The organism is Nocardia sp. NPDC005366 (assembly GCF_040606855.1).
Taxonomy (GTDB): Bacteria; Actinomycetota; Actinomycetes; order Mycobacteriales; family Mycobacteriaceae; genus Nocardia.
Genome location: NZ_JBEXFQ010000042.1, coordinates 19,133 through 45,108, shown reverse-complemented (window position 1 = coordinate 45,108; position 25,976 = coordinate 19,133). Strand labels below are relative to the sequence as shown.

The window sequence follows — 25,976 nt, the reverse complement described above, 5'->3', positions numbered from 1 at the left end:
TCGGCGACGACGACGTGCGCGCCTTCGGCGGCGAGGGCTTGTGCGTAGGCCGCGCCGATGCCCTGTGCGGCTCCGGTGACGATGACGGATCTTCCCGTGAAACGGGTCATGGGTTGTGCTCCTCTGAGATCCTCGCGACGGCGCCGTTTTCGCGTCCGGTCCGCGCGCCGTCGATGCGCCGACGCGGTGCGACGGTGGGAAGACGACCTGCCACGCGAGACTCCTTTACTGTCTGGACACGTGTACGGAAATATAGGCACGGAGCGTGACGTGGCGCAAGAACAGGTTTCAGAACGATATGCCGCGCCCGCCTTCGTCCACCGTATGGCAAGGTGGCCGCACGGAGTCGCCTCGCTCGGGCTGTTCGTGGGAAGTTGCTAGTGAAATAAGGAGAAACATTGTCTGGATCCCCTGGCGCTGGTAGTGTCCGGACACATGTCCAGCTATGTGTCTCTCGGTGGCTCGGCGGCGCGTTCTCGTAGCGTGAACGCGTTCTCGAATTTCGGATGTGCACGATGACCGCCGCGTCGTTGGAGCCGCTGACATTCGATCCGTACGACTACCGCTTCCACGACGACCCGTACCCCACCTATCAGCGCCTGCGCACCGAAGCGCCGCTGTACTACAACGCGAACCTCGACTTCTGGGCGCTGTCCAGGCACGCCGATGTCATCGCCGGATTCCGCGACCACCAGCGACTCTCCAGTGCCAACGGCGTCTCGCTCGACCCGGCCGCCTGGGGTCCGCACGCGCACAAGGTGATGTCCTTCCTGGCCATGGACGATCCGAGGCACCTGCGGATGCGCCGACTCGTCTTCAAAGGTTTCACCCCGAAACGGGTGGCCGAGATGGAAGACCGCATCAGGGAACTGACCGTCTCCTATCTGGAACCCGCTCTCGCCGAAGGCCGCTTCGACTGGATCGACGAGGTCGCGGGCAAGCTGCCGATGGATGTGATCTCGGAGCTGATGGGAGTGCCGAAGGCGGATCGCGCCGAGATCCGCAGACTCGCCGATCTGGTGGTGCACCGTGAGGACGGCGTACTCGACGTGCCGATGGCCGCCGCGCACGCGTCCATCACGCTCATCACCTACTACACGGAGTTGGTGGCCGATCGTCGCAAGAATCCCGCCGATGATCTGACCTCGGCATTGCTCGACGCCGAGATGAACGGCGACAGGCTGACCGACGAGGAGATCATCGGCTTCCTGTTCCTGATGGTCGTCGCGGGTAACGAGACGACCACCAAACTCCTCGGCAATGCCCTGTATTGGGCCGGTATGAATCCCGGCGAGTACGCCGAGGTCGCGGCCGAGGGAGAACTCGTCTCGGACTGGGTGGAGGAGACATTGCGCTACGACGCCTCCAGTCAGATCATCGCGCGCACCGCGACCGTCGATATCGAATACCCGTACGGCACCATTCCCGCCGATTCCAAGGTGCTGCTGCTCATCGGCTCGGCCAATCGTGATCCCGACGTCTTCGACGACAGCGACACCTTCCGCATCGGACGTCCCGGCAAGGCCGCGCTGACCAGTTTCGGCGCCGGTGTCCACTTCTGCCTCGGCGCGCATCTGGCCCGCCTCGAAGCGAATATCGCCCTGGGTGAATTCGCCGCGCGGGTACGGAGTTACGAGGTAGAAACGGCGGGCATGGAGCGGGTGCATTCCACCAATGTCCGCGGATTCGCCAAACTACCCATTGTCGTGGAGGTGCGCTGAGATGCCACGTTTCGAACCCCATCCCGAACGCCGGACCGTACTCGTGGCGGGTGCGTCGTCGGGTATCGGCGCCGCCACCGCGGTCGCGCTGGCCGATCTGGGCCATCCGGTCGCACTCGGCGCGCGCCGAGTCGACAAATGCGAGGAGCTCGCGGCGAAGATCCGCGCCGACGGCGGCACCGCCTTCGTCTACCCGCTCGATGTCTCCGAGACCGGCTCGGTCGATGATTTCGTGACAGCCACCGAGAAGGAATTGGGTCCGGTCGAGATCCTGGTCTCCGGCGCCGGCGATATCGAATTCGGCCTGGTGCACGAGATGGATCCGGCGCGATTCGTCGCCCAGATCGGCGTGCACCTGGCGGGTGCGCACCGGCTGGCGCATCGGGTGCTGCCCGGGATGATCGAGCGGCAGCGCGGCGATTTCGTCCTGATCAGCTCCGACTGCGCCGACCAGCCGCGCCCGCGCACCGCCGCGTACAGCGCCGCCAAGGCCGGCCTCGAGGCGATGGCAGGGCAGTTGCGCATGGAATTGGAGGGCACCGGCGTCCGGGCCTCGCTGGTGCGTCCGGGGCCGACCCTCACCGGAATGGGCATGACGTCAACGCCCGAGGTGGTCGGGCCGATGTTGCAGGACTGGAAGGACTGGGGTTTCGCCAGGCATCCGTACATGCTGCGCGCGAGTGATCTGGCCGCGGCCGTGGTCGCGGTGGTGAGTACACCGCGCGGGGCGCACCTTGTGCTCGTCGAGGTACAGCCGGAAGCGCCGTTGCGCCCGAAGGACAACGGGGAGCCGAAGGAGTGAGAATCCACGTCGACCCCGATCTGTGCCAGGGGCATGCGGTCTGTCAGGACGAGGCCCCCGAGGTGTTCTCCGTGCCCAAACGCGGCACGGTGGAAATCCTCGACGCCACACCGGACGAGAGTAAGCGCGCCGACGTCGAGCGCGCCGTCCGCTATTGCCCGACACAGGCGTTGTCGATCGTGGCCGAGGAGGGGGCGGCGGGAGCGGGCTGACGCCCGCGAACGCCGAATCGCCCGCGTGACCGGATTCCGAACCTCTCATGGAGAGTCGATGAGCACAACCGAAACCCGATCCGATCCAGTGGCCGCGTTGCCCGCCCGGATCACCCCCGAACTGATCGCCCGGCTGACCGCGCTCGTCACCGCCGCCCCGGCCGACAGCGCCGACGCCCCAGCGCCCTATGACATGGTCGAGGTGTACACCGGCGCGGTCTACGGCGCTCTGCCGCAGTCGCGGCCGGACGATATCGTCACCGCGTACGCGAAGGCCCGTGCGGCGCAACGGGAATGGGCCGCATGGCCGTTGCGGCGCCGACTGGCGGTATTCGAACGCGCCCACGAACTGATGGTGCGTGAATGCGAGACCGTCGCCGATCTCATCCAGATCGGCTGCGGTAAGGCCAGGCGCATGGCGGTGGAGGAGTCCTGCGATGTGCCGATGGTCATCAGCCACTACCTGAAGACCGCGCGCCGGATACTGCGTTCGACCCGGCGCGGCGGCCCGGTGCCGCTGTTCACCACCTCCACCGAGGAGCACCGCCCGAAAGGCGTGGTCGCGGTCATCGCGCCGTGGAATTTCCCGTACGCCATCGCCCTGTCGGATTCGGTGCCCGCGCTCATCGCGGGCAATGGCGTCGTCCTCAAGCCCGATAACAAGACCGCGCTCTGCGCGCTGTTCGGCGTCGAACTGCTGCGGCGGGCAGGGCTGCCGGAGGGGCTGTTCCAGGTGGTCTGCGGCGAGGGCCCCGACGTCGGGCCGACCCTGATCGACAATGCCGATTTCGTCATGTTCACCGGGTCGACCGCTACCGGTCGCGTCGTGGGGGAGGCCGCTGGCCGCAATCTCATCGGCTGCAGTCTGGAACTCGGCGGCAAGAATCCGATGATCGTGCTCGAGGACGCGAACCTCGACGAGGTGATTCCCGGCGCCGTATTCGCCGTCTACGCGAATTCGGGTCAGGCCTGTATGCATATCGAGCGCGTCTACGTGCACGAGAGCATCCACGACGAATTCCTGCGCAGATTGGTCGGCGCCGCGACCGAGCTCAACGCCGCCATGGGCGCGACCTACGACTACACGCCGGAATTCGGGTCGCTGGTATCGCCCCACCATCTGTCGCGAGTCGCGGCCCATATCGATGACGCGCGGGACAAGGGCGCGACCGTGCTGGTGGGCGGGCAGGCCCGCCCCGATATCGGCCCCGCCTTCTACGAGGCGACGGTGCTGACCGATGTCACCCCCGATATGGCGCACGCGACGCTGGAAACCTTCGGCCCGGTGGTGAGCGTCTACCCGTTCACCGACGAGCAGGAGGCGATCCGGTTGGCGAACGACACCGAATACGGCCTCAACGCGAGCGTGTGGAGCACAGACCTGGCCCGCGCCGGGCGCGTCGCCGGGCAGTTGGCGGCAGGCAACATCAATATCAACGACGGTTTCGTCACCAGCTACGCGTCCAAGGGCACGCCGTCCGGCGGCGTCAAGCAGTCCGGCGTGGGATCGCGCCACGGCGACAGCGGCTTGCTGAAATACACCGACACGATCAACGTCGGCGTGCAGAAACGTCAGGTGCTCGCCGCGCGGGCGGGGCAGCCGTACCACCGGCAGCTCCAGATCACGCTCGCGACATTGCGCTTCATGCGCCGTACCCGAATGCGGTGAGCCGGTTCGGTCTCGGGCGCGGCGCACCGCCTGTCCACTGTGATGTGACATGGAAATCGACTGTGCCGATTGGGATTCGTCCGGCGTGTTTCCGGCGCGACGAACTCTGTTCGGCCCGCGGTATGTCAGAGGGCCGGGTTGTGCTGTAACTTACTGCCCGGGAAGAGGGTTGACCGTGCGCAGCGGTTAACATGCTGAACCGACGTGTGGTTCATGACGTAGTGGGAGTGTTTGCCTTGGCAGGTCGGCATCGACGGGTACAGAACTCCGCGGCACGTAATGCCGTGAAGCCCATGGTGGGTGCGGTACCGATCGTTCTAGCGGTGGTCTGCGCGGGAACCGCGACCGCGGATCCGGGTACACCGGCCCCGCCCGGGCTCACCCAGCCCGAGCAGACGATACAGCCCAAGGCCGTGCCCGAGACGCCGCGGCAGCCGGGAGTCACCACCGGACCCGCTGCCACGCCGGAGCCGGGTGTGGTTCCCGGGATCGGTCCGCAAGCGGCCGACCCGGCCGTCCCGGTCGCTCCGGACGATCCCGGCATCCAGCACGCCGAACCCACCGATCCGCGACCGAACTCGGTTCCGCAGAGTGTGCCCACAGGTCCGGAACTGCTGCAGGAATCGCCGGGATCGCCCGAGTCGTTCACCATCGAGCCCGAGCCCGCTCACACCCTGCGTGTCGGCGCCTTCAGCGCACCGGTTCCGCAGGAAGTCCCCGCCGACCTGCTGGCCGGTGTGAACGACGGCATCGCCGGCATCGAAGCCCAGTGGTCGGGGGCGTCGCAGTCGCCGGGAATCGACGGACATCGTGCGGGCAATATCGCCACGGGCGCGCTGCTCGGTGCGGCCGTCGCAGGCGTTCCCGCCGCGGTCGTCGGGGGGGTCGGCGGCGGACTGATCGGTGCCGGTGTCGGATTCGGCGTCGGTGTGGCGGGGACCGCCGCGGGCGGCGCCATCGCGGCAGCCGCGGCCGGGGTGCCCTCGGGCGGTGTCGCCGCGGTACCCGTGCTCGGGGCGACGGCGATCGCCGCGGTCCCGATCGCGGCGGGCGCGATGGCAGCCGGCGCCGGGATCGGCGCCGTGGTCGGCGCCGCGGCGGTCGGCATTCCCGCCGCCGTTGTCGGTGGCCTCATCGGCGGCGCGGTGGGTTCGCAGGTCGGCTAGCGGTTCATGGCTCGGTGTGGAGTGCCACGCCGAGCCCGATCCTGGTCATCGCCTCGTCCCGGGATACGCCGCTCCCGCTGATTCAGTCGAAGCGCGGCATCGTGTGCATGACCCAGTTCCCCTTGCTGTTGCGCTTGGCATTGCGCAGGCCGGTATCGGCGGCATCGAGCAGGGATTCGGCGTCGGCGTGGGCCAGCGAGGTGACGACGGCGCCGATGCTGGCCGAGATCTCGATACGAGTGCCGTCGATGACGATCGGCTCGGCGAACGCCGCCAGGAGGTAGTCGGCGAGAACGGAGACACTGTCCCCATCGGTGGGCGGCGCGATGAGGGCGACGAATTCGTCGCCGCCGAGGCGGCAGACGAAGCAGCCGCGTCCGTGCACCGCGTCGTAGAGGCGGTTCGCCACGACACTGAGCACTCTGTCGCCGACACGGTGGCCGTAGTGGTCGTTGACGTGTTTGAAATGGTCGAGGTCGGCGAAGCACAATCCGGCTCGGTCGTTGTCGCCGTCGGCATCGGCGATCAACTGTTCGATCCGTTCGAGCAAGTACCGCCGGTTCGGCAGGCCGGTCAGCGGATCGTGTCTGGCCTGCCTGTGCAGTTCCTCCTGCAGCACATGCCGCTCGGTGACGTCGACGCCGATGGCGAGTAGGCAGTCGGGCCGATCGTGGGAACCCTCGACATAGGTGATGGCGAATGTCATCCAGCCGATGCTGCCGTCGGCGCGGACCAAACGTTGGTCGAGTGTGACGGTGCCTTCGCGGGCGGGCACGAGTTTCTCGTACAGCAGGGTTCGGATGTTGTCGCGATCATCGGCATGGGCGAAGTCGTAGACCGAGATACCGCGCAGTTGCTCCAAGGGGACGCCGATCATATCGGCGAGGGCGGGATTGGCCTCGACCAGAACGCCGTCGGTGTCACCGATGGCGATCGCCACGGCGGTGTTGTCGAACAGGACGCGGAACCGCGCATCGTGGTCGCGATCGTTCTCCGCGGGTGCGAACCGCCGCGCGATGTCCGCCTCGTCCACCCGTCGCTGGTGTCCCTGGCCGAGCGTGGTCAGCAGACCGGCGAGGCGTCGCCCGGCGTCGGGGCGGTCACTGCGCTCGGCGAGCACGTGCAGCACCGGGGCGGAGAGCATCGGCACCGCCTGATCGGTCAGGTGCGCGGCCCATAGCGCCGCCCCGACCCTGGTACCGGCGTTCGCGTCGAACGGATCGGCGTCCAACGCCGCGGACAGCTGATCCACCAGGCCGGAGAGGAGTTGGGGACCTGCGCCGACGATGGTCGGCACGGTGCCGCCGGCGGCAAGTGCCTGCCACCAGGTTCGAGCCAGTGCGGCACGTTCGATGTCGTCCACCACATCCCTCGATGCGTCGCATTGCCCTACGGCTTCCGGTTCGCCGAGGGGCGGTGTACTGCGTCCTTCCGACGATAGCCCGTCGCAGAGACGACCGTCTTCAGGCGCCGGAGGTCGACGGCGATCAGGCCATCCGGTTCTCGACGAAGATCGACGCGCCCTTGTAACGAAGGGTGGTGATCTGCCAGACCCAGGTGGCTTGCACGCACCCCGACATGTCCTCGACTTGGGCGCCAACCATATCAGCGACATCGCGATCGGGCAGGTCGTGGCGCACGGCCTCGAGCCGGTCGCGGACCAGGCGGAACTCGATCAGCCGGTCGCGCACGATACCGGCGGCGTTCTCGACGGCATCGGCGAGACGAGCGCCGGGTGTGTTCAACAGACATACGGGTATCAGATTGAAATCCGCGCCGTCGCCGATGCACTCCTTCTCGAAGGAGAACATATCGTTCATCAGCGCCCCGATCTCCGCGGTCAGCTGTCGCAGCCGCCCCAGATCCTCGTCCACCCCAGCCGCGCGGATCCGATCCGGCCGCAGATAGTCGTCACGTCCGAACTCGCAGAGCGCGATCGCGGGGTACATGCCGGAGACATGTCCTCGAATGTCGATGTACTCCGCGACGGTGAGCACATCGCCGCGAGCGCGGGCGTTCTGGTCGCGGATGGCCGCGCGCAGATGGCTGCGTGTCGAGTCGAGGAAATCGTCGAGCCAGGCGGCGTCGGCGAGTCCGGCCAGCAGCGTGAGGAATTCGGCGGTGGCGGCTTCGACAGGACTGGGATCGCTTGTGACACAGCGTGTCTCGAGAAGCGCGCATAGTCGCTCGACCGTCTCGCCCGCGCGCCGCTGTTCGGGGCGGGTGAGATTGGCGAATTTCTCCCGGCCGACGGTGTCGTTGAGCCAGAACAGGATCGCGTTGTAGATCCCGATGAGCGTCATGCGCTCCGCGGTGATCGCGTTCGGGTGCAGGTAGGGGGTCATGCTGTTGTAGTGCGCGCCCCCGGACTCCAGCCATATCCCGTATCGGCGGCAGAAGTTCTCGGTGTCGGTCAGCGCGAGCGCCCCGAATCCATTCGGCCGGAAATCCGAGCAGAACGCGGCGATATCGAAATCGCCGGTGCTGAACAGTTGCCGCAACGACCATCCCCGACCCGACCGCGACTCTTCGTACTCCGCCCGCATCGTCTCGATCCGCGCCTCGACCTCGGGCATGTACTCGACCACCACGAACTACCTCTCGACACCGCGTTCAAACGTAGAACACTCAGCGGCTGGCCGCCGATCTGCCGGGCCGACAGCGGGTGCGGCCCGCCACCAGTCCAGAATCTGTGCGGCGACCTCGGCCGGGGTGCCGAGGACCAGGCGGTGGCCCCGTCGACGCGGCGGGCGAGTTCGCGCGGCGTCACAGGTTCGGCGGCCACGAGATCGTGCAGCGAGCGGGTGAAACCGACCCGGCCCTGCTGATCGCGGTCCCAGGCCGCGTCCGGGGCGAGCCACGAGTTGCCGTGGTAGCCGGTGCTGTTCACACCGACATTGAGGAACAGTCTGCGAGAGGGCATGTCGAATCTCCGTTCGGACAGTGGATGCGGCGGGTCAGCCGCCGACCTCGCTCGGCACACGGCGCGGCGCGGCCACCGAATCCCGCGCCCAGACGGCGTGCAGGCGCGCGTAGCGACCACCGCGGGCGAGCAGTTCGGCGTGCGTGCCCTCCTCGACCACGGTGCCGTCGTGGAAGAGCAGCACGCGGTCGGCGGTTTCGGCGGTGTGCATCCGGTGTGCGATGGTCACGGTGGTACGTCCACGGGTGAGGCGGGCCAGCGCGTGCTGCACCCGCACGTCGGTACCCGCGTCCACACCGCTGGTCGCCTCGTCCAGTACCAGTAGATCCGGATTCGCCAACGCGGTCCTGGCGAGTGCGACCAGTTGGCGTTCTCCGGCCGAGAGCGCTTCACCGCGTTGGCCGACGCGCGTGTCCACCCCCTGCGGCAGCCCCCGGATCCAGCCGGTGAGTTCCAGCTGGGCCAGCACCGCCAGCACCTCCTCGCGCGAGGCGCCGTCACGGGCGAGCGAGATATTCTCCTCGACGGTGCGGTCGAAGAGGAAGGCGTCCTGCGGGACGATCGCGACGCGGCGGGTGAGCGCCTCGTCGGAGATTTCCGCGATATCGACGCCCCACAGGGTCGCCGTACCCGATCCCGGCAGTAATTGGCGGGTCACGAGTTTGGCGAAAGTGCTCTTACCCGAACCGGTTTCACCGACGACAGCGACATGTTCGCCCGCCGCGACGCGCACGTCGACGTCGTGCAACGCGGGCCGGTCGGCCACGTAGGCGAATCCGACACCGCGCAATTCGACGGTGGCGGGCCCCTCGGGCAGCGCGGTGTGACGGCCGGTCTCGGTTTCCAGCTCGAGATCGAGGATTTCGATGACGCGGCGCAGCCCGGCCTCGGCGTTGCGCGCGTCGGCGAGGCTGCTGACGGCGAACTGCATCGGCCGCACGAAAAAGGTGACGAGGAACAGGAACGCGACGACATCACCCGCGCTCAACCCGAATCCGACCCCGAATACCCCGACACCCGCGGCGGTTCCCGCGACCAGCACCGTGGTGGTGATGAGTCCGCTGGCGACCTCGCCGATGGAGATGTTGACACCCATCGGCCACAGCGTCCGGCACTGCGCGTTGCGTACCGCGTCGATCTGCGCGTCGGCGCGCGAGCCCATCCGCTCCTCGATGCCGTATCCGCGAATAGTGTCGATGCCGACGAGTACCTCGAGCAATCCGGTGTAGAGCTCACCGATGTGACGGCGTACCGTGTCGAAACGCCGGCCCACCCACCGTTGCAGGCTGTGCCCGGCTATCGGAACGCCGAGACCGATCAGGAGTACGAGAACGGCCGGCGGCCAGGAATAGACGAGCATCACCGCCAACGCCAGCAGCATCTGGGTGATGTTCTGTACCAAGGTTATTCCACCGGATTGAGCGTAGAGCGTGACGACGTCGACATCGTTGGTGACGCGTGCGACCAGCGCCCCGCCGGAATCGGCCCTCGGGTCGGCGGGCGAGAACCGGAGTATGCGCGCGAAAGCCGCCACCCGCAGCTCCAGCAGTGCCTGCTCGACGGTGCGGACCAGCCGGTGGTTCATCACCGCGGAGGCGATCATCGCCAGTGCCACCGCCACCACCCCGACGGTGACCGCGCCGGTGATCACCCGTGAGCGGGTGGCCTGGTCGACGTCGCCGAGCAGCGCGTGGTCGAGCGCGTACTGGATGGTCACCGGGATGACGATGCGCCCGGAGGCCGCCACCGTAGCCAGCAGCAGGACCACGACGAGGGAACGCCCGGAGAACGTCGTGTCGCGGCGCAGCCGGCGCAGCAGTGCGACGGTGCCGTATGCGCGCTCGGGCAGGGCGTTTGCGTCGGACGCGCTCACCGTAGCGACCCCGCGGCCGTAGCGTCGGCCTCGTACCGGTCGATGTCGTGGTCGTCGAACCCATAGGCGCCGAGCAGCGCTCGATAGCCGGGCTGTGTGTCGAGCAGTTCGTGGTGTGGCCCCCGCGCGCGAATGCGCCCGGCCTCGAGGAAGACGACGGTGTCGGCGGGCGCGATGGTGGCGGCGCGGTGCCCGACCAGCACCACGGTGGTGTGCCGCTCGTCCCCGGCGTACTCGGTTCGCACGGCGTCGACCACCGCGCGTTCCACCAGCGGATCGAGTGCGGAGGTGGCGTCGTCGAGCAGCAGCAGGCCAGGACGTCGGAAGACGGCTCTGGCCAGTGCGATTCGCTGCCGTTGCCCGCCGGAGAGTTGAACGTCCTCGCTCAGGACGGTATCCACGCCGTCCGGCAGTGCGGCGACGAATCCGGCAGCGCCCGCGATGCGCAACGCCCGCCGCAGTTCTGATTCCGTCTCCGCCGTGTCGTGCGCGTCCGCGCCGAGGGTGATGTTGGCTCGCACGGTGTCGGCGAACAGGAACGCGTTCTGGGTGACCAGCGCGGTCCTGCGACGCACCGTGTCCGCCGCGACCAGGCGGGTGTCGACGCCGTCCACCGAGACCGTGCCCCGGTCCGCCTCGAGCAGGTGCGCGAGCAGCGCGAGCAGGGTGGACTTGCCGGAGCCGGTGGCCCCGGCGACCGCGACCACCGCGCCGGGGCGGATGTCGAGAGTCAGTTCGCGCACGGCGTCGTGGTCGGCGTGCGCCCCGCGGTAGCCGAAGTCGACGCCGACGAGGTCCAGCGCCACCCCGTCGGGATGCCGGGAGGGCCGGTGCGCGCCGTGTGCGGGCCGTTCGGTGGCGGTGAGCACCTGGTCGACCCGGGTATGCCCGGCGACGCCGAGCGGCAGTACCCCGAGGAAACGGGCGATGACATTGAGTGGAATGGCAGTGGTGATGAGCAGGTAGATGACCTCGACGAGGGCGCCGACCCCGAGGTGCCCCGACTCGACGCGGGAGACCCCGACGGCGAGAATCACCAGCGCCGCCAGCGGCGGCATGAGCTCGATCGCCGGATCGAAGATCGCGCTCGCGTTGCCCATGTGCCGGTTGGCGGCGCGGGAGGCGTCGGCCGCCGTCGCGAACCGGGCGATCTCGCGCTCGGTGATGCCGAGGGTGCGGATCACCTGTCGTCCGGCGACCGCCTCGTGGGCGAGTTCGCTGACCACGGCGCGCTGGCGCTGCGCCGCCCGCGCTCGCGGCGCGAGGACTCGCTGGTAGAGCAGGTTCGCGGCGAACACCAGTGGGATGAGTATCGCCGCGATCAGGGCGAGCCACGGATCGGCGAGAGCGATATCGGCCATGACCAGCAGCAGCATGCAGGACATGCCGACCGTGAAAGGGAAGTGCTGCATGGGATCCCACGCCGTCTCGGCGTCGGAGACCGCGCGCGACACCAGTTGCCCGGCCGAATGCCTGCGGTGCCAGGATATTCCGAGCCGCAGATAGGCGGCCACCACGGCTCTACGGGTCTCGGCCTCGTTGTGGTACTGGATGGTTCCGGTCGCGATCCCGCGGGAGATGATCGTGAGAATCCGCAGTAGCGAGACCGCCAGCACGAACCCGGCCCCCGTCGCTGCCGCGCCCGCGGGGAATCTGCCCGCGGCGAACCCGGCGACCACCACGTGCTCGGTGCTCCAGCCGATGGCTTTCGCGGCGAGCACCATGCACAGGGCGTTGGTGAGCCCGGAGCCGACCGCGATCGCGGCGGCTCCCGGCATTCGCGCGCAGCCGCGTGCCATGATCGCCAGCCCGGTGCGCAGGGTGCGGGCGTCCCCACCTGTTCCGGTATCCGCTCCGGCGAGCAATGCGCCTCTGCCGTAGCTCATATCCGGATACCTCCCGCTGTTTCGAACACACACGCCCGGACAACACTGCGCCGAATTCATTGCCTAGGGCAATGAACTGGATCAGAGTGATCGGAAATTCTGGCCGCGAGGGATCTTCAAGAGAAACTTCAGCGAGGGTGTAGGCAATCTGTCCGATCGTGGTGGGTCCGATGACAAACGCAGCGACAGAACAGATTTCGTCCGAATCGACACTTGGGGGATACGACCGGGTGCTGTACCGGGTGACGATCGAGGGTGGCGTCCCGCGTGGCGTGGACGGGCGGAGCTCGGAATCGGTGGAGGGCGAGGCGTTCCTCGGCGCCTGATCGCCGCCTGGGCGGTGCGGGCTATTGCACGACAGCCGAATTCGGCGTGACTGCGTCGCCTGCTCAGACCGTTTTGCGCAGCCCGGCGTCCACCAAGACGTCTGTCCCCGTTGTGCTCGCCGAGCGCGGGGAGCACAGCAGCACGATCGCGTCGGCGATCTCCTGCGGCTCGATGAGCCGCCCGGTGGTCAGTCGCATCATCTCGGCCGCGCCACCGCCCAGGATGCTGTCGCGGTCGGTGCCGGAGGCCGCGGCGATGACATCGGCCGCGCCGCCTTCCTCGGTCCACCAGGGGGTGCGGACGGGTCCGGGGGAGACGGTGTTCACCCGGATGCCTTGCGGTCCGAATTCTTCGGAAAGGGCCTGGGTGAGATTGCCGATACCCGCTTTCGCCACCCCATAGTCGACATTCATGCCGCTCGGTACGTGGGCGAGGGTGGAGGAGATGTTGACGATGGACCCGCCGCCGCGGCGGGCCAGCATCAGCGGGATCGCGGCCCGCACCGCCCGCACCGTGGCCATGAGGTTGAACTCGAGCATGGCCTGCCAGTCGGTGTCGTCGAGGTCGTTGAACGAGAAGCGCGGCAGGACCGCGCCGGGCGGCGGGCCACCGGCGTTGTTGACGAGGATGTCCAGTCCGCCGAACAACTGCTCGGCCCGGCCGACCGCGCGCGCCGGGCCGTCCGGCGTGGTGAGATCCACCGCGACGTGGGCGAGTCTGTCGCCAACGAGTTCGTCGAGTTCCGGGGTCGAACGCCGTGATGCGGCGACGACGAATGCTCCTTCCGTGTGCAGTGTGCGTGCTGTGGCCAGTCCGATTCCCTTCGATGCGCCGGTGACGACCGCGACCTTGTCCCGCAAGTGAAGATCCATGAGGAGCAGCTTGGTCGCGCGCCGGGCGCGGTGCTGGCGGCTTCCGGACGCGGCGTTGCTGGCGTCCGGAGGCCGTACGCCGCCCTCATTGACTTAATGCAACAGGATTTGTATCTTCGTTACATGGACGGATTCGATGAGGTCGACGAGGCGATCATGGACGCCGCGCTCGAACGCATCGTGCAAGTCGGGATCCGCCGCGCGAGCCTGGAGGACATCGCCCGCCGCGCGGGCATCAACAGGGTCACCATCCATCGCAGATTCGCGGGCAAGGACAATCTGGTCGAAGCCGTCCTGGCCCGCGAAACCCGGCGCATGCTCGCGGAAGTCACCGCGATCGCGGCCACCGCGCCCGGCGTCGACGCCCAGATCGAGGAAACGATGCTGCACGTGCTGTTGCAGACCCGTATCCATCGGCTGGTCACCGAACTGCTGCGCGTCGCCCCGGATGAAGCGCTCGGCTTCTACACCGTCCAGGGGGAGCGCCTGGTCGCGATCGGCATCGATTACATCGTCGGCATGCTCACCCACGCGCAGGCCGCCGGTCTCATCGACCGATACGATCCCCGCCCCGTCGCCGAACTCGTTGCCCGCCTGGCTCATTCGCTGATGCTCACACCGGGCGGCGGCAGCGTCGATTTCACCGATCCGGACAAGGCCCGTGCTTTCGTCCGCACCGCCATCGTGCCGCTCATGAAGCACGGTATCGCCACAACCTCTGAGGAAGTCAACGATGACCACTTCGGCGAATCTGCCTACTCGACACCCCGACCAGCCCCGTAAACCGCCCGGTCTCGGCCCGATCGCCCTGCTGCTCGGGATCGGCGCACCCTCGCCCCAGCGGTGGCGGCAACTCGGCGAATCCCTCGTCGTCGGCGACGAACCCATGGATCGGCTCGTCGACTGGATGTACGCCGAGGGGATGGCGACCACCCGGCCGCTGTTCGAGCAGGCCATGCGCGCGGGCGTCGACAGCATCCCCGGTGCGCCGGAACCGTTGCGCGCCTTCTTCTCCGGTGTAGAGGCCACGCCCGACTGGGTCGATCCCGAGTTGCTGCGCCGGGGCGAACGGGTCTTCCGCTCCGGTGGCAGTGACGGGCTGTATTTCGCCCGCGACGTCTCGTTCCTCGGCGGCTACCTCGCCTCCGGCTTCAACAAGACCTTGATCCGCACCGGCGCCTTGGAGAAGGGCCCCGCGCGCAGATTCGCCGAAACCCTGCAGTGGGCCATGGACGTCTCCACCGAGAACGGGATGGACCTGTTCGGTCAGGGCTACCGTTCCACACTGCACGTGCGGTTCATCCATTCGATGGTCCGCCGCCACGTCGCCGCCATGCCCGATTGGCGCGGCGACGAATGGGGTCTGCCCATCAATCAAACCGATATGGCGGCAACGCTTGTCGGCGCGCTGCTGGCCCCGTTCGTCGGCGGTATGGTGCTCGGGATCGTTCCCTCGCGGGCCGACATGGCCGCCGCCGCGCATCTGACCAGGTACGTGGGCTGGCTGATCGGCGTCGAAGAGCAGTGGCTCCCCACGGGTTTCCGTGACGGCGTCGAAATCCTGTACCACTGCCTGGCCGCCATCACCAACCCCGACGAGACGAGCCGCCAACTCGCCGTCCCGATGGCAGACGATCCGTTGCAGTGGACCTATCCCAATATGTCCGGTCTGCGCGGCCGGATCGCCCGCGTCCAGCATCTGTCGATGACCACCGCCTTCCTCGGTCCGAAAGCGATGCGCACGCTCGGGCTGCCCGCCTATGTCCCACCGTGGTATCCGGCGGTGCGCATCCCGGTCAACCTCGTTCGCAGCGCGGTCGTCCGGCTGACACCAGGCGGTACCGACCGCGCCGCCGCCCAGGGGCGTCGGGAACAGGAAGCGTTCTTGCGCAGGCTCATCGGCGATACGAACGCGACCATCGGCGAGTCCGCGCCGCCGCTGGAGAAGATCGCCTAGAGTTCGTCGCCCGCGGGCGTCTTCCTGAGCAGATCGAGTGCGAAATCCGAATACTCGCGGGCGATCTGCTCAGGGGTGGACGGTCCGTCGATGTGGAACCACTGTGACAGCGACGTGCACATCGTGGCGATCGCCCGCCCGGCGTCGCGTGGGTGTCTGGTCCGCAGCGCGCCGTCGGCGACGGCGGACGCTATCTCCTCGTCGAGCAGGTATTGGATAGCGTTGCGGGAGTTGGTGATACGACGCCGATTCTCCCCTTTCAGGCTGCGCATCTCGCTGGCTCCGATGAACGCGAGCGCCCGGCGGTGGGTGTGATAGAGCGCGAGCGCCTCCACGATCAGCGCGACCCGCTCGACGCTGGTCTCGCCTTCCTCGCGTGCCGCACCGATCCGCCAGTGCAATTCGTCCATGGTGATGTCGAGGATGCGAACGAGGAGTTCTTGTTTGTCGCGATAGCGGTGGTAGACGCCGGGCACGCTCATATCCGCGCGATGGGCGAGCGAGCGCATGGTGGCGCCGTGATATCCCGTCTCGACGAAGGATTCGATCGCCGCGCCCAGCACGGGATCGATATCCAGTGGCGGGAATTCGCGCCAGTGCCGCGCGCCGTGCGGCCGGTGTGCCCGGGGGATGCCCGTGCCCGGTTCCCGTTCTCGCGCGGCAGGCTCCTCACCGCCGAGCAGGTCACGCACATCGACGTGCATGGCGTCGGCGAGCACCTGGAGACGTTCGACGCTGACCCCGGTCTTGCCGCTCTCGATCGCGCTGATGGTCGCGGCGCTGAGCCGCAGCCGCCGCGCCAATTCGCGTTGCGACACACCGGCCGCGCGCCGGGCCGAACGAATCGCCTCGTGAATCTCCGACGTCATCTGCGGACCCCTTTCCGAAGTTGTTCAGGATTTCTGAACATTTTGACGCGATGAGTACGAACATGCCAGTGTATTGGCATGTAGTGACCGAACGATCGTTCTGACCGGTTCTGCCGCCACCCACCGCCCGCCACCCACCGCCCGAGGAGTTTCGGATGCCGATCGACCTGTCGTATTCACCGGAGACAACCGCATTGGTCGGGCAGGTCCGGACCTTCATACGCGACGTCGTCCTGCCGATCGAGGACGAGTATGTCGGCGATATCGCCGCCGCCGGGGGTGACGCGATCCGCGTCGAATTGCAGGAGCACGCGCGGAAGGCGGGCGTTTTCGCGCCCCACGCGCCGGTCGAATACGGCGGGCACGGCTTGAACATGTCGGATCGCGCGCCGGTGTTCGAGGAGGCCGGATACTCGCTGTTCGGCCCTTCGGCCCTGAATATCGCCGCTCCGGACGAGGGCAATGTCCATATGCTCGCCCATATCGCCGACGAGGCGCAGAAGCAGCAGTACCTCGAGCCGTTGGCGCGTGGCGAGGTTCGGTCGGCGTTCGCGATGACCGAACCGGCCCCCGGCGCGGGCTCGGATCCGTTGGCGCTGACCACGCGCGCGGTGCGCGCCGACGGCGGCTGGCGGATCACCGGGCACAAATGGTTCATCACCGGTGCGGACGGCGCCGGCTTCTTCATCATTTTCGCCCGCACCTCCGGCGAGCCGGGAGATCGCGGCGGCGCGACCATGTTCCTCACCCCGGCCGACGTACCGGGACTGCGCGTCGGCAGGCATATCTCCACGCTGGACAAGTCGATGCTCGGCGGACACTGCGAGGTGTTCTTCGAGGATCTGTTCGTCCCCGACGCCGGTGTGCTCGGTGAGGTCGATCGTGGTTTCGAGTACGCGCAGGTGCGTCTCGGACCGGCCAGGATGACCCACGTCATGCGCTGGCTCGGCGCGGCCAGGCGCGGGCACGATATCGCGGTCGCCCATGTCGCGCGCCGGGAGGGATTCGGCGCGAAACTCGGCGATCTCGGCATGATCCAGCAGATGGTGGCGGATAACGAAATCGATATCGCGGCGACCAGGGCGCTGCTGACCCGGGCGTGCTGGGAACTCGACCGGGGGGAATCGGCGTCGAACTCGACCTCGATCGCGAAAACCTTCGCCGCCGAGGCGATTTTCCGGATCGTGGACCGCAGCGTTCAGATGTGTGGCGGTCTCGGGGTTTCCGATGACATGCCGTTGGCGCGACTGTCGCGCGAGGTGCGCCCGTTCCGGATCTACGACGGGCCCTCGGAAGTGCACCGGTGGGCTATCGCCAAACGCGTGGTCGGCGCGGCCAAGCGCGCGGCGCGGGAAACCGAGTCCTCGTGAAACTGCCCGGTATGGACGTCGCGGCGCTGCGCGAATATCTGGTCGGGGCTGGCATCGCTGTGCAGGGCGACCTGCGGGTCGAACTCATCAGCGGTGGGCGGTCGAATCTGACGTTCAAGGCCTACGACGACATCTCGACCTGGGTGGTGCGGCGACCGCCGACCAGCGGGCTCACCCCGTCCGCGCACGATATGGCGCGCGAGTACACCGTCATCAGCAGGCTGCGCGGCACCTCGGTGCCGGTGGCCGCCGCGGTGGCCTTCGACGCCGAGGGCGCCGCGCTCGGCGCGCCCATGACCGTCGTGGAATACGTCGACGGCAGTGTGATCCGCGATCGGACCGAGTTGGCGGCGCTCACCGACGCGCAGGTCGAGGCGAGCGCGAAAGCGCTCGTCGCCACGCTGGTGGATTTGCATGCCGTCGACTATCGGGCGGTCGGACTGGAGAATTTCGGTCGCCCTCACGAATTCGTCGCTCGCCAGGTCGCGCTGTGGGCCCGGCAATGGGAGCGGGTGAAGACGCGCGAACTCCCGGATGTCGCGGTACTGCACGCGGCATTGGCCGAGGCGATTCCCGCGTCGTCGGACGCGTCGGTCATCCACGGTGATTTCCGGATCGACAACACCATTCTCGATTCCGCCGCACCGGATGTCATTCGCGCCGTGGTCGACTGGGAGATGTCGACGCTGGGTGATCCGCTCACCGATATCGCGCTGATGTGCGTCTATCGCGCACCGGTTTTCGATCTCGTGCTCGGCGTCGACGCGGCGTGGACCAGCCAACGGCTACCGTCACCGGACGCGCTGGCCCAGCACTACGCCACCCTGTCCGGCCGTGACCTGGCGGACTGGAATTTCTACCTCGCCCTCGCCAACTTCAAACTCGGCGTCATCGGCGAGGGCATCACCCACCGGGCGCTGCTCGGCTCGGACGCGGGGGGCGACGCTCACCGCGCCGCGGAGGCGACGCCGGAATTCATGGCCGCCGGATTGCGTGCGTTGCGTGCGACGTCGCGCGCCGGATCTCACTCGACGGAGCTGTTGTGAGCAACGTATTGGATTTGTTCAGGCTCGATGACAAGGTCGCGATCGTCACCGGCGCGAGTTCGGGTCTCGGCGCGGGGTTCGCCCTCGCCCTCGCCCAGGCGGGCGCGGACCTCGTACTCGCCGCCCGCCGGACCGATCAGCTGGAGATCGTCGCCGAACAGGTGCGGGCACTGGGCAGGCGTGCGCTCGTCGTGGGCGCCGACGTCTCCGATCCCGACCGGTGCCAGGCCATGGCCGAGGCGGCGATGGCCGAATACGGCCGGATCGACATCCTGATCAACAACGCCGGTATCGGAACCGCCGTACCCGCCGTGCGCGAGCAGCCCGACGAATTCCGCCGGGTCATCGACCTGAATCTCAACGGCGCGTACTGGGCGGCGCAGGCGTGCGGGCAGCGGATGCGACCCGGCTCCAGCATCGTCAATATCGCCAGTGTGCTCGGATTGATCAAATCCTATGCGCCGCAGGCGGCCTACGCCGCGAGCAAAGCCGGCCTCATCGGTTTGACCCGCGATCTCGCCCAGCAGTGGTCCGGTCGGCGAGGCATCCGGGTGAATGCCATCGCACCCGGCTATTTCGCCAGTGAGATGACCGCCGCCGTTCCCGCGGAGCAACTGCTGACCTTCGTGCGGCAGACCAGCCCACTGGGCAGGCTCGGCGAACAACACGAACTCGACGCCGCCGTGGTCTTCCTGGCGAGTTCGGCCAGCTCCTACATCACCGGCACCACCCTCGCGGTCGACGGAGGGATGTCGGGACACTGAGCCGTTCGAGTCGATGCCGCAGTGATAAGAGAATCGGTCCCGGACAACTGTCCGGGACCGATTCACGCGTGACACCGGGCGCCCGGCGAACGGAATCCGTCAGATTCGGTCCGCGGCGGCCATCACTTCGTGCTTGACGATCAAACCGTCGCCATCCATATCGAGGCTGTCGAACATGGCGATGATGTCGTGCGGCTGACGTCCCTCGTTCTGGTAGTGCGCGAAGAATTCGTCGCGGGTGACGTAGCCGTCGCCGTCCCGATCCATGGATTCGAAGGCGGCGATAATGTCGCGATTGTCCATTCGGTGCTTCTCCCAACTTCTAGGCGAAGTGGTGGAATACCACTTCGCGACAGGTGGTCGAGCCGTAGTGGAAAACTGACGCATCAAGGGTAGGCCAGGTGCGGACGGCCGGGGGCGAATTATCGATAATTCGGCACGGACGGCGGAGTCGCATCGAATGCATACCCGCTCGGCATGACATATTCGGCGATTCCGCGACGGCGTGATCGGCTCCGGGATATGTCGATTGCGAATGTCGATCGCGCCAATCGAATACCGAGGTGCGGCGGCGCCGGGCCGGGGAATGGGTCAGCGTTGAGAGGCCGGTGCGTATGCGCGGCGAACTCGGCACTTGTTCGGCAGGGAGGAAGATTTCATGACCAGCACCCAGACCAACGGCAGCGAACTCACCGGGACCGTGGCGTCGCGGGTCGGTGAACTGGCCGCGGTATTCGAGCGGGGTCTGCGCGAGAATCTGGGCGTCGGCGCGTCGCTCGGAATCCGGCTCGACAGCGCGGGTGACGGGCGCACCCGGTACTACCTCGACCCGAATCCGGCCACGATCAACGCGATGTTCACCGTGCACGGCGGGGTGATCGCCACCCTCATGGACACCGCGATGGGCAGTGCGGTATTCACCCGACTCGACGACGGTGTCGCCTATACGACGCTGGAGTTGAAGGTGAATTTCATCCGGCCGGTCACCCTCGACGGCAGCAGGCTCACCTGCGACGCCGAGGTGGTGCATGTGGGCCGGCGTACCGCGACCGCCGAGGGGCGGATCACCGATGCGGGCGGCAAGCTGATCGCCCACGGCACGACCACGATCCTGGTCCTGCAACCAGGGAGCTGAACGCGGCGTTGGGGCTCGCGACATCGGTCGCGAGCCCCTTGTTCGTCGTCAGGCCACGGTCCGGCACTGATCGATGAAGCGCACCAATTCGTCCACCCGATCCGTGCGGGCGTCCACCGCGCGGTCGATCACCTTCACCAGATGTTCGTACGCCTCGGTGTGGTCGTATTCGGCCACGTCGGCGATTTTCAGAGCCCAGCGCCAATAGCCGCGCATGGTGTCGGCCAGTGGCATGCGGAAATGCGCGACCACATCGCGGATCGGCTCGACCACGGCGTCGCCGTGTCGCCGCAGATAACGCCCGACCACCTCGGCCATGAAACTGAAATGCCTCGCCTCGTCCCTGGACAGCCGGGACAGCACCGCGCCGAGAACGGGATCGCCCACGACCTCACGCAGCTGCTGGTAGTACATCTGCGTTGCCTTCTCCTGCACCAGCGCGTAGGCGAAGAACTGCACCGGATGCTCGTAGGGCAGATCGAACGGGCGTTGCCCCTCCACCGCCAACGCCGACCGCAGGGCACCGCGTTCGGCCATACCCGAGGCTTCCTGATAGCGCGTCAGCGCGCGGGCGTGGGTGTCCTCCTCCAGCGCCCACCGGACGGTGAAGTGGTAGAGCTCGCGATTGTGCGTGAAGGTCGCCGCGTCCACGGTGTCATCGACCGGGAAATAGCGGTGGTACACATCGAAATAGCCGGGCAGGTGGTCTTCGATGAGTGTGATGAACTGGACCGCCGATCGCTGACCCTCGGTGAGCAGACCCGCGTCGGCGTGTGCCCAGTCGAAGGCTGTTTCGACATCCCAGGCCCGCGCGGCCGGGGAGGCGGCGAGGAACCCGTCGACGGCCTCGGTGATGTCCTCGACGGGGATCAATCCGGATTCGATGTCCATACCTCATGTCCTCCGGTATCAGCGGGCGTTGCGGCACACCAGCGCGTAATGCTTGGTGGTGTACCCCCAGCCCGCGTTGGCGATTTCCAGGTAGTGCCGAAGCCGCTCGGCCAGGCCCGCGCCGTGCGCGTCGATCGAGGCGGCGTTGGCCTCGACATTGGTGATCCAGTCCTCGATGGTGCGGCGGTAGTCGTCGGTCAGGTCGTCCACCGAGATGATCGAGAAGCCCGCGTCCTCGGCGGCGGTCACCAGATCCGACAGCGGTCGCAGATCGCCCCAGCCGAAGATGTCCTCGCGCACGAAATCGGTACCGGCCCTGTCATCGAATCGGGCGCGGATCCCGGCATTGCGGAAGCAGCTCTCCGACACGTAGAGCCTGCCGTCGCGGCGCAGCACCGCCCGTGCCCGCCGGAATACCTCGTCCAGATCGGGCATGTGCACGATCGAACCCAGCATGGTCACCGCGTCGAAACCGCGTGCGGGCAGGTCGAGACGTTCGAAATGCCCGACCCTGGTGCGCACCAGGTCCGTGACGCCGCGGGCGGCGGCCTGTTCGGCGATGTAGTCGTGCTGGCGTGGCGCCGGGCTGACACCCAGTGTCTCGCACTTCAATTCGGCGGCCATGTACAGAATCAGCGAACCCCAGCCGCATCCGATATCGAGCAGGCGTTCACCGCCGCGCAATCCGAGCCGCTCGGCGACGAAGCGCAACTTGTTGCGCTGCGCCTGTTCGAGAGTGTCCTCCTCGGACAGGTACCTGCCCGAACTGTATTTGCGCAGCGGATCGAGGAATTGACCGAAGATGTCGGGGTCGAGGTCGTAGTGCTGATTGGTATCGGCGACCTCGCCGCCGCTGGTTTCGCCGCCGCTGGTTTCGCGATCGGCGGTTTCGCGGTCGGTGATTTCGCGGTCGGTGATTTCGCGGTCGGCGGTTTCGCGATCGGTGGTTTCGAGATCGGTGGGCGCGCTGTCGACGGTCACGAGACGGCCTGGCGCAGTTCGCTGTCCACCACGGCGACCACGTCATCGAGGGTGGACATACCGAAGACGGCCTCGTCCTCGAGTTCGATATCGTAAGTGCGCTCGATCTTGGCGACCATGCGCAGCACCCGCACGGAGTCGACGCCCGCCATCGCGCGCAGGTCGACGTCGGGACGCAGTTCGGCCTCGGGGATCCCGGTTTCGGCGACGGCGATGGCGGTGACGGTCCGCAGGATCTCGTCGGGGGTATTCGCGGTCATGGCAGTGCTCCGTTCATTGCGGGACGGTGTTCATTGCGGGGCGGTGTTCATTGCGGGGCGGGTGTTCATCGCGGGCGGGTGTTCATCGCGGGACGGTGTTCGTCGCAGGGCGGTGTTCGTCGCAGGGCGGTGTTCATGTGCGCGATGGCGCGATTCGGTGTCGAGCAGAGCCCGGTCGAGCAGGGCGACCTCCTCGTCGTCGAGCCGCAGCTGGTGGCGCGCATCACGGAAGTCGAAGGGCTGATAGGTGGCGGTCGATCCGGCGCACAGCGCGCCGTCGGCGTCGAGGATTTCGGCCGCGCCCTGGATGAGGGTGTCCGAGTTGTTGCCGGAAAGGCTTGCCACGCAGGTGTATTCGCGATCGACCAACAGCGGTGTGAGGAACCGCGTGCGCTGGGACACGGTGAACGCGGGCCTGCGCCGCGCGAGCACGATCAGATTGCCCATCACTTCGTCGCAGATCACGCCGGTGAGTCCGCCGTGCACGACACCCGGATAGGACTCGAACGATCGGCCGAGCCGGAACTTGGCCTGCAGACCGTCGGGGTGGGCGGTGAAGGTGAGCCGCAGGCCGCCGGTGTTGTGCGGGGAGCATCCGAAGCATCGGTAGTCGGGGATGACCGACCACGGAACCGCGATCGTTACCTGATCCATATCGCTGATCCGGCTCAGACCAGCGCGTCCGCGAGCGCGCGGCGGACCCTGGCATTGCTGGACAGGTCCAGACCCGTCATATTCGCGAAGGTCCGGCGGACCTTGTCGTGCAGCACATCCAGTTCCCCCTCGGCGGCGACCTGTTCGAGGAACAAATCGAATCCGGTGTCGATGGTCTCGTGGTCGCCGAGTTCGGTGATGCCGGCCTTGAAGGTGCTCACCGGATGTTTGATCTTGGCTTCGGAGCTGTAGACATAGAGCGTCTCCAGCACCGAAGGCAGTTCCTCCGGCCGCCGCTGGAGGCGCTCGGTGGCGTAGTGGATGAATTCGCGGGCATGGCCCGCCTCGTCGCGACTGGCGTCGAGCAGCAGTTTCTTCAGCACCGGCTCCCGCACCCAGTTCGAGACCGCGCGATAGATGTGGTTCACGGTGAGTTCGGAGATGATGTTGGTGGCCAGGGTGGCCGAGGGGGTGGTGCCCGGCGCATAGGGCTCGCGCATGGAATCGACGGCCTTCTCGTCCACGGCTTCTCCGACCGCGCCGAGCCACGCCCGGAAGGCGTAGTGGTGCTGCACTTCCTGGTAGCCCCAGATCACGGCGAAGGTGGAGAAGTCGTAATCGTCGACGAATTCGTTCATGAATCCGTGGACGGCGGCGATCACGTTGGATTCACCCATGGTGGCGCTCTTGGCCAGGGTGACGTACTCGGGACGTACCAGGCTGCGGTCGATCGCGTCGAGATCCAGGTCGGCGAGGCGCCAGTGCAGCCGCTCGTAGTGGCGGAACACGTCGTAACTGTGCATCGTGGCTCCAGATCGTTGGGGGCGGTGCGTAAGTGGCGGGATGCGTCAGTGACCGGCGGTGAGCAGGTCGCGGGCGGCGAGTCGGCGGAGTTTGCCGCTGCTGGTGCGGGGGATGCTGCGCGGGGCGACGATATGTACTTCCACGGCGGCCAGGCCGAGTTCGGCCGCCACGCGGTCGCGGATATCGCGGGCGAGCAGGTCGGCGTCCGCGCCGGTGCGTTCGGATTCGGCGATCAGCGCGATGACGTCGGCGCCGGTCGGATCGGCGGCGGCCGTGCACCGGCCCTTGTAGATGCCGTCGAGATCACCGATCGCGGCCTCCACGTCCTGGGCGTAATAGTTCGCGCCGCGCACGGTGATCATGTCTTTGCTGCGGCCGGTGACGAAGAGTTCGCCCGCGCGCAGATATCCGAGATCCCCGGTGCGCAACCAGCCGTCGTCGGTGATCAGGTCGGCGACTCCGGCGGGATCGGCGGTCAGGTAACCCGCGGTGACGGCCGCGCCGCGAATCAGGATTTCACCGACCGCGCCGTCGGGCAGTTCGGCTCCTGTCTCCGGTGCGACGATCCGCAGGGTGAGTCCAGCGACGGCCGAACCCACGGCCGCCACCGCGCGCGCCCCCGGCGCGTCGGCGGTGACGGCCTCGGCGCGATGGGCATCGGAAAGTCGCGCGCGGTCGACCCATTCGAATACCGGTGCGCGCCCGAGCGGCGGGAAGGCGACGGCGAGCGTCGCCTCGGCCATGCCATAGACGCCGAACATGGTGCAGGGCGCGAAACCCGCGGGCGCGAAACGCGAGCAGAACGCGGAAACCACCTCGTGTGAGATCGGTTCGGCCCCGTTGAACGCGATCCGCCACCGGCGCAGGTCGTAGTCGGCGACCTGTTCCGGCGGCACCGCGGCCAGCAACGCCTCGTAGCCGAAATTCGGCATGGCGGTGATGGTCGCCCCGCTCTCGGCGAATTCGCCGAGCCAGCGGGCGGGGTCTTTCACGAAGGACAGCGGCGACCACACGTGTGCCGGAATACCGCGCAGGACGGCGGACAGCGTGCCGAACAGGCCCATATCGTGGAACAGCGGCAGCCAGAATCCGCCCTGATCCGCTAGGCCGAGTTCGATGCCGGAGCGAATGGCGGCGAGCCCGCTCAGGACGTTGTGATGGGTCAGGCGTACGCCTTTCGGCATCGCCGTGCTGCCCGAGGTGAACTGCACGATGGCCGGATCGTCGCCGCCGAGTTCGGGCAGTGGTGTCTCGGGCGTCGCGGTGTTCTCGGTGTCCGCGGTGTTCTCGGTGTCCGCGGTGTCCGCGCGGAGGCCGAAGAATGTCGAGGTATCGAGTAATTCGGCATCGACCACGTCGGTGATCAGTGCGGTCAGATCGGCGAAACGGTGCGAGACCACGATGGTGCTCATCGCCGCGGCCTTGGCGATGGCGGCCAATTTCCTGGGATAGGCGCCGGCCTGCTTGGCGCCGGCCGGCAGCGGAAGGGGAGTCGCGGCACCGCCCGCCGCGGTGATCGCGAACAGGCTGATCAGGAATTCCGGTGCGTTGGGGCACAGGATTCCGATCGGTTTGCCGCGGCGGATACCGCGCCGGACCAGCGCCGCCGCCATCGAGCGCGCCGCCCGATCGAGTTCGCGATAGCTCAGAGATTCGGCCACCGACCAGAACCGGGCGTGCACCAGGGGGTGGTCGGCGGCGACGCGGGCCAGCAGGCCGTGCAGGGTTTCGGCCGAATCCGCAGAATTCATGATGGCAACGACAACAGTGAATTGTGACGACCTTTTGAACACA

General features: G+C 67.4%; 26 protein-coding genes. 12 read left to right on the top strand and 14 right to left on the bottom strand.

The window, feature by feature from the left end; genetic code table 11:
- The coding region (locus ABZS43_RS32200) for an SDR family NAD(P)-dependent oxidoreductase (protein ID WP_355039764.1) at positions 1-110 on the bottom strand (110 nt) is incomplete at its 3' end.
- A gap of 405 nt (positions 111-515) precedes the next feature.
- On the opposite strand from ABZS43_RS32200, the gene ABZS43_RS32195 reads away from it, so the two are divergent.
- The 5 genes from ABZS43_RS32195 to ABZS43_RS32175 all read left to right on the top strand — a co-directional run bounded on the left by ABZS43_RS32195 (position 516) and on the right by ABZS43_RS32175 (position 5,570).
- Positions 516-1,721 (top strand): cytochrome P450, encoded by a 1,206-nt coding sequence (locus tag ABZS43_RS32195; RefSeq protein ID WP_355039761.1) that lies wholly within the window; start codon positions 516-518, stop codon positions 1,719-1,721.
- 1 nt (position 1,722) lies between these two features.
- Positions 1,723-2,523: an SDR family oxidoreductase gene (locus tag ABZS43_RS32190; RefSeq protein ID WP_355039760.1), complete on the top strand. Its 801-nt coding sequence runs from the start codon at positions 1,723-1,725 to the stop codon at positions 2,521-2,523.
- Positions 2,520-2,735 (top strand): ferredoxin, encoded by a 216-nt coding sequence (locus ABZS43_RS32185; protein ID WP_355039759.1) that lies wholly within the window; start codon positions 2,520-2,522, stop codon positions 2,733-2,735. Before ABZS43_RS32190 ends, ABZS43_RS32185 begins: the two co-directional genes overlap by 4 nt.
- Positions 2,736-2,793: 58 nt before the next feature.
- A complete protein-coding gene (locus ABZS43_RS32180; RefSeq protein WP_355039758.1) occupies positions 2,794-4,404 on the top strand; it encodes a succinic semialdehyde dehydrogenase in 1,611 nt (536 codons plus the stop codon).
- A 293-nt stretch (positions 4,405-4,697) separates the two neighbouring features.
- A complete protein-coding gene (locus ABZS43_RS32175) occupies positions 4,698-5,570 on the top strand; it encodes a hypothetical protein (protein WP_355039763.1) in 873 nt (290 codons plus the stop codon).
- A gap of 82 nt (positions 5,571-5,652) precedes the next feature.
- On the opposite strand, the gene ABZS43_RS32170 is transcribed toward ABZS43_RS32175, so the two are convergent.
- The 4 genes from ABZS43_RS32170 to ABZS43_RS32155 all read right to left on the bottom strand — a co-directional run bounded on the left by ABZS43_RS32170 (position 5,653) and on the right by ABZS43_RS32155 (position 12,252).
- A complete protein-coding gene (locus ABZS43_RS32170; protein WP_355039757.1) occupies positions 5,653-6,933 on the bottom strand; it encodes a sensor domain-containing diguanylate cyclase in 1,281 nt (426 codons plus the stop codon).
- Between the two features lie 124 nt (positions 6,934-7,057).
- Entirely contained in the window at positions 7,058-8,161 is a 1,104-nt protein-coding gene (locus ABZS43_RS32165) for a terpene synthase family protein (protein WP_355039756.1), read from the bottom strand.
- A gap of 366 nt (positions 8,162-8,527) precedes the next feature.
- A complete protein-coding gene (locus tag ABZS43_RS32160) occupies positions 8,528-10,366 on the bottom strand; it encodes an ABC transporter ATP-binding protein (protein WP_355039755.1) in 1,839 nt (612 codons plus the stop codon).
- Positions 10,363-12,252 carry an ABC transporter ATP-binding protein gene (locus ABZS43_RS32155; protein WP_355039754.1) on the bottom strand — a complete coding sequence of 630 codons (1,890 nt, stop codon included), beginning with the start codon at positions 12,250-12,252 and terminating at the stop codon, positions 10,363-10,365. The genes ABZS43_RS32160 and ABZS43_RS32155 overlap by 4 nt, the downstream gene beginning before the upstream one ends.
- 170 nt (positions 12,253-12,422) lie before the next feature.
- Between ABZS43_RS32155 and ABZS43_RS32150 the strand changes: the two genes are divergently transcribed.
- Positions 12,423-12,578: a hypothetical protein gene (locus tag ABZS43_RS32150; RefSeq protein WP_355039753.1), complete on the top strand. Its 156-nt coding sequence runs from the start codon at positions 12,423-12,425 to the stop codon at positions 12,576-12,578.
- A gap of 63 nt (positions 12,579-12,641) precedes the next feature.
- Here ABZS43_RS32150 and ABZS43_RS32145 read toward each other — a convergent pair whose 3' ends face one another.
- On the bottom strand, positions 12,642-13,451 hold the full coding sequence (locus tag ABZS43_RS32145; protein WP_355039752.1) for an SDR family oxidoreductase: 810 nt from the start codon (positions 13,449-13,451) through the stop codon (positions 12,642-12,644).
- Between ABZS43_RS32145 and ABZS43_RS32140 the strand changes: the two genes are divergently transcribed.
- Positions 13,440-14,234, top strand: coding sequence for a helix-turn-helix domain-containing protein (locus ABZS43_RS32140; protein ID WP_355039751.1), 795 nt, complete (start codon positions 13,440-13,442; stop codon positions 14,232-14,234). The two genes, ABZS43_RS32145 and ABZS43_RS32140, sit on opposite strands and share 12 nt — an antisense overlap.
- Entirely contained in the window at positions 14,185-15,408 is a 1,224-nt protein-coding gene (locus ABZS43_RS32135; protein ID WP_355039750.1) for an oxygenase MpaB family protein, read from the top strand. The genes ABZS43_RS32140 and ABZS43_RS32135 overlap by 50 nt, the downstream gene beginning before the upstream one ends.
- Here the strand turns inward: ABZS43_RS32135 and ABZS43_RS32130 are convergent.
- Complete coding sequence (locus tag ABZS43_RS32130) at positions 15,405-16,277, bottom strand: helix-turn-helix domain-containing protein (protein ID WP_355039749.1); 873 nt, start codon at positions 16,275-16,277, stop codon at positions 15,405-15,407. The two genes, ABZS43_RS32135 and ABZS43_RS32130, sit on opposite strands and share 4 nt — an antisense overlap.
- A 155-nt stretch (positions 16,278-16,432) precedes the next feature.
- On the opposite strand from ABZS43_RS32130, the gene ABZS43_RS32125 reads away from it, so the two are divergent.
- From ABZS43_RS32125 to ABZS43_RS32115, 3 genes are read left to right on the top strand one after another with little or no spacing between them, the layout of a single operon-like run.
- A complete protein-coding gene (locus ABZS43_RS32125; protein WP_355039748.1) occupies positions 16,433-17,647 on the top strand; it encodes an acyl-CoA dehydrogenase family protein in 1,215 nt (404 codons plus the stop codon).
- 11 nt (positions 17,648-17,658) lie between these two features.
- Positions 17,659-18,693: a phosphotransferase family protein gene (locus tag ABZS43_RS32120; protein ID WP_355039762.1), complete on the top strand. Its 1,035-nt coding sequence runs from the start codon at positions 17,659-17,661 to the stop codon at positions 18,691-18,693.
- On the top strand, positions 18,690-19,457 hold the full coding sequence (locus ABZS43_RS32115) for a glucose 1-dehydrogenase (protein WP_355039747.1): 768 nt from the start codon (positions 18,690-18,692) through the stop codon (positions 19,455-19,457). The genes ABZS43_RS32120 and ABZS43_RS32115 overlap by 4 nt, the downstream gene beginning before the upstream one ends.
- A 99-nt stretch (positions 19,458-19,556) precedes the next feature.
- On the opposite strand, the gene ABZS43_RS32110 is transcribed toward ABZS43_RS32115, so the two are convergent.
- Positions 19,557-19,760: an EF-hand domain-containing protein gene (locus ABZS43_RS32110; RefSeq protein WP_355039746.1), complete on the bottom strand. Its 204-nt coding sequence runs from the start codon at positions 19,758-19,760 to the stop codon at positions 19,557-19,559.
- Between the two features lie 355 nt (positions 19,761-20,115).
- On the opposite strand from ABZS43_RS32110, the gene ABZS43_RS32105 reads away from it, so the two are divergent.
- Positions 20,116-20,592, top strand: a complete 477-nt coding sequence (locus tag ABZS43_RS32105) for a PaaI family thioesterase (RefSeq protein WP_355039745.1) — start codon at positions 20,116-20,118, stop codon at positions 20,590-20,592.
- Positions 20,593-20,640: 48 nt separating this feature from the next.
- Here ABZS43_RS32105 and ABZS43_RS32100 read toward each other — a convergent pair whose 3' ends face one another.
- From ABZS43_RS32100 to ABZS43_RS32075, 6 genes are read right to left on the bottom strand one after another with little or no spacing between them, the layout of a single operon-like run.
- Positions 20,641-21,483, bottom strand: a complete 843-nt coding sequence (locus tag ABZS43_RS32100) for an acyl-ACP desaturase (protein WP_355039744.1) — start codon at positions 21,481-21,483, stop codon at positions 20,641-20,643.
- Positions 21,484-21,501: 18 nt separating this feature from the next.
- The gene (locus tag ABZS43_RS32095; protein WP_355039743.1) at positions 21,502-22,464 is read right to left on the bottom strand and encodes a class I SAM-dependent methyltransferase; all 963 of its coding nucleotides are present in this window, start codon (positions 22,462-22,464) and stop codon (positions 21,502-21,504) included.
- The gene (locus ABZS43_RS32090) at positions 22,461-22,724 is read right to left on the bottom strand and encodes an acyl carrier protein (RefSeq protein WP_355039742.1); all 264 of its coding nucleotides are present in this window, start codon (positions 22,722-22,724) and stop codon (positions 22,461-22,463) included. Before ABZS43_RS32090 ends, ABZS43_RS32095 begins: the two co-directional genes overlap by 4 nt.
- 30 nt (positions 22,725-22,754) lie before the next feature.
- Positions 22,755-23,378 carry a PaaI family thioesterase gene (locus tag ABZS43_RS32085; RefSeq protein WP_355039741.1) on the bottom strand — a complete coding sequence of 208 codons (624 nt, stop codon included), beginning with the start codon at positions 23,376-23,378 and terminating at the stop codon, positions 22,755-22,757.
- A 14-nt stretch (positions 23,379-23,392) separates the two neighbouring features.
- Entirely contained in the window at positions 23,393-24,181 is a 789-nt protein-coding gene (locus tag ABZS43_RS32080) for a ferritin-like domain-containing protein (protein WP_355039740.1), read from the bottom strand.
- A 45-nt stretch (positions 24,182-24,226) separates the two neighbouring features.
- Complete coding sequence (locus tag ABZS43_RS32075; protein WP_355039739.1) at positions 24,227-25,933, bottom strand: AMP-binding protein; 1,707 nt, start codon at positions 25,931-25,933, stop codon at positions 24,227-24,229.
- Positions 25,934-25,976: the final 43 nt, after the last annotated feature.

Coding starts and splice junctions, on each gene's coding strand:
- ABZS43_RS32120 (WP_355039762.1), top strand. CDS start 17,659: ATGGACGTCGCGGCGCTGCGCGAATATCTGGTCGGGGCTGGCATCGCT.
- ABZS43_RS32155 (WP_355039754.1), bottom strand. CDS start 12,252: ATGAGCTACGGCAGAGGCGCATTGCTCGCCGGAGCGGATACCGGAACA.
- ABZS43_RS32175 (WP_355039763.1), top strand. CDS start 4,698: ATGGTGGGTGCGGTACCGATCGTTCTAGCGGTGGTCTGCGCGGGAACC.
- ABZS43_RS32125 (WP_355039748.1), top strand. CDS start 16,433: ATGCCGATCGACCTGTCGTATTCACCGGAGACAACCGCATTGGTCGGG.
- ABZS43_RS32075 (WP_355039739.1), bottom strand. CDS start 25,933: ATGAATTCTGCGGATTCGGCCGAAACCCTGCACGGCCTGCTGGCCCGC.
- ABZS43_RS32105 (WP_355039745.1), top strand. CDS start 20,116: ATGACCAGCACCCAGACCAACGGCAGCGAACTCACCGGGACCGTGGCG.
- ABZS43_RS32145 (WP_355039752.1), bottom strand. CDS start 13,451: ATGGATCTTCACTTGCGGGACAAGGTCGCGGTCGTCACCGGCGCATCG.
- ABZS43_RS32085 (WP_355039741.1), bottom strand. CDS start 23,378: ATGGATCAGGTAACGATCGCGGTTCCGTGGTCGGTCATCCCCGACTAC.
- ABZS43_RS32100 (WP_355039744.1), bottom strand. CDS start 21,483: ATGGACATCGAATCCGGATTGATCCCCGTCGAGGACATCACCGAGGCC.
- ABZS43_RS32080 (WP_355039740.1), bottom strand. CDS start 24,181: ATGCACAGTTACGACGTGTTCCGCCACTACGAGCGGCTGCACTGGCGC.
- ABZS43_RS32110 (WP_355039746.1), bottom strand. CDS start 19,760: ATGGACAATCGCGACATTATCGCCGCCTTCGAATCCATGGATCGGGAC.
- ABZS43_RS32190 (WP_355039760.1), top strand. CDS start 1,723: ATGCCACGTTTCGAACCCCATCCCGAACGCCGGACCGTACTCGTGGCG.
- ABZS43_RS32195 (WP_355039761.1), top strand. CDS start 516: ATGACCGCCGCGTCGTTGGAGCCGCTGACATTCGATCCGTACGACTAC.
- ABZS43_RS32135 (WP_355039750.1), top strand. CDS start 14,185: ATGACCACTTCGGCGAATCTGCCTACTCGACACCCCGACCAGCCCCGT.
- ABZS43_RS32150 (WP_355039753.1), top strand. CDS start 12,423: ATGACAAACGCAGCGACAGAACAGATTTCGTCCGAATCGACACTTGGG.
- ABZS43_RS32090 (WP_355039742.1), bottom strand. CDS start 22,724: ATGACCGCGAATACCCCCGACGAGATCCTGCGGACCGTCACCGCCATC.
- ABZS43_RS32180 (WP_355039758.1), top strand. CDS start 2,794: ATGAGCACAACCGAAACCCGATCCGATCCAGTGGCCGCGTTGCCCGCC.
- ABZS43_RS32130 (WP_355039749.1), bottom strand. CDS start 16,277: ATGACGTCGGAGATTCACGAGGCGATTCGTTCGGCCCGGCGCGCGGCC.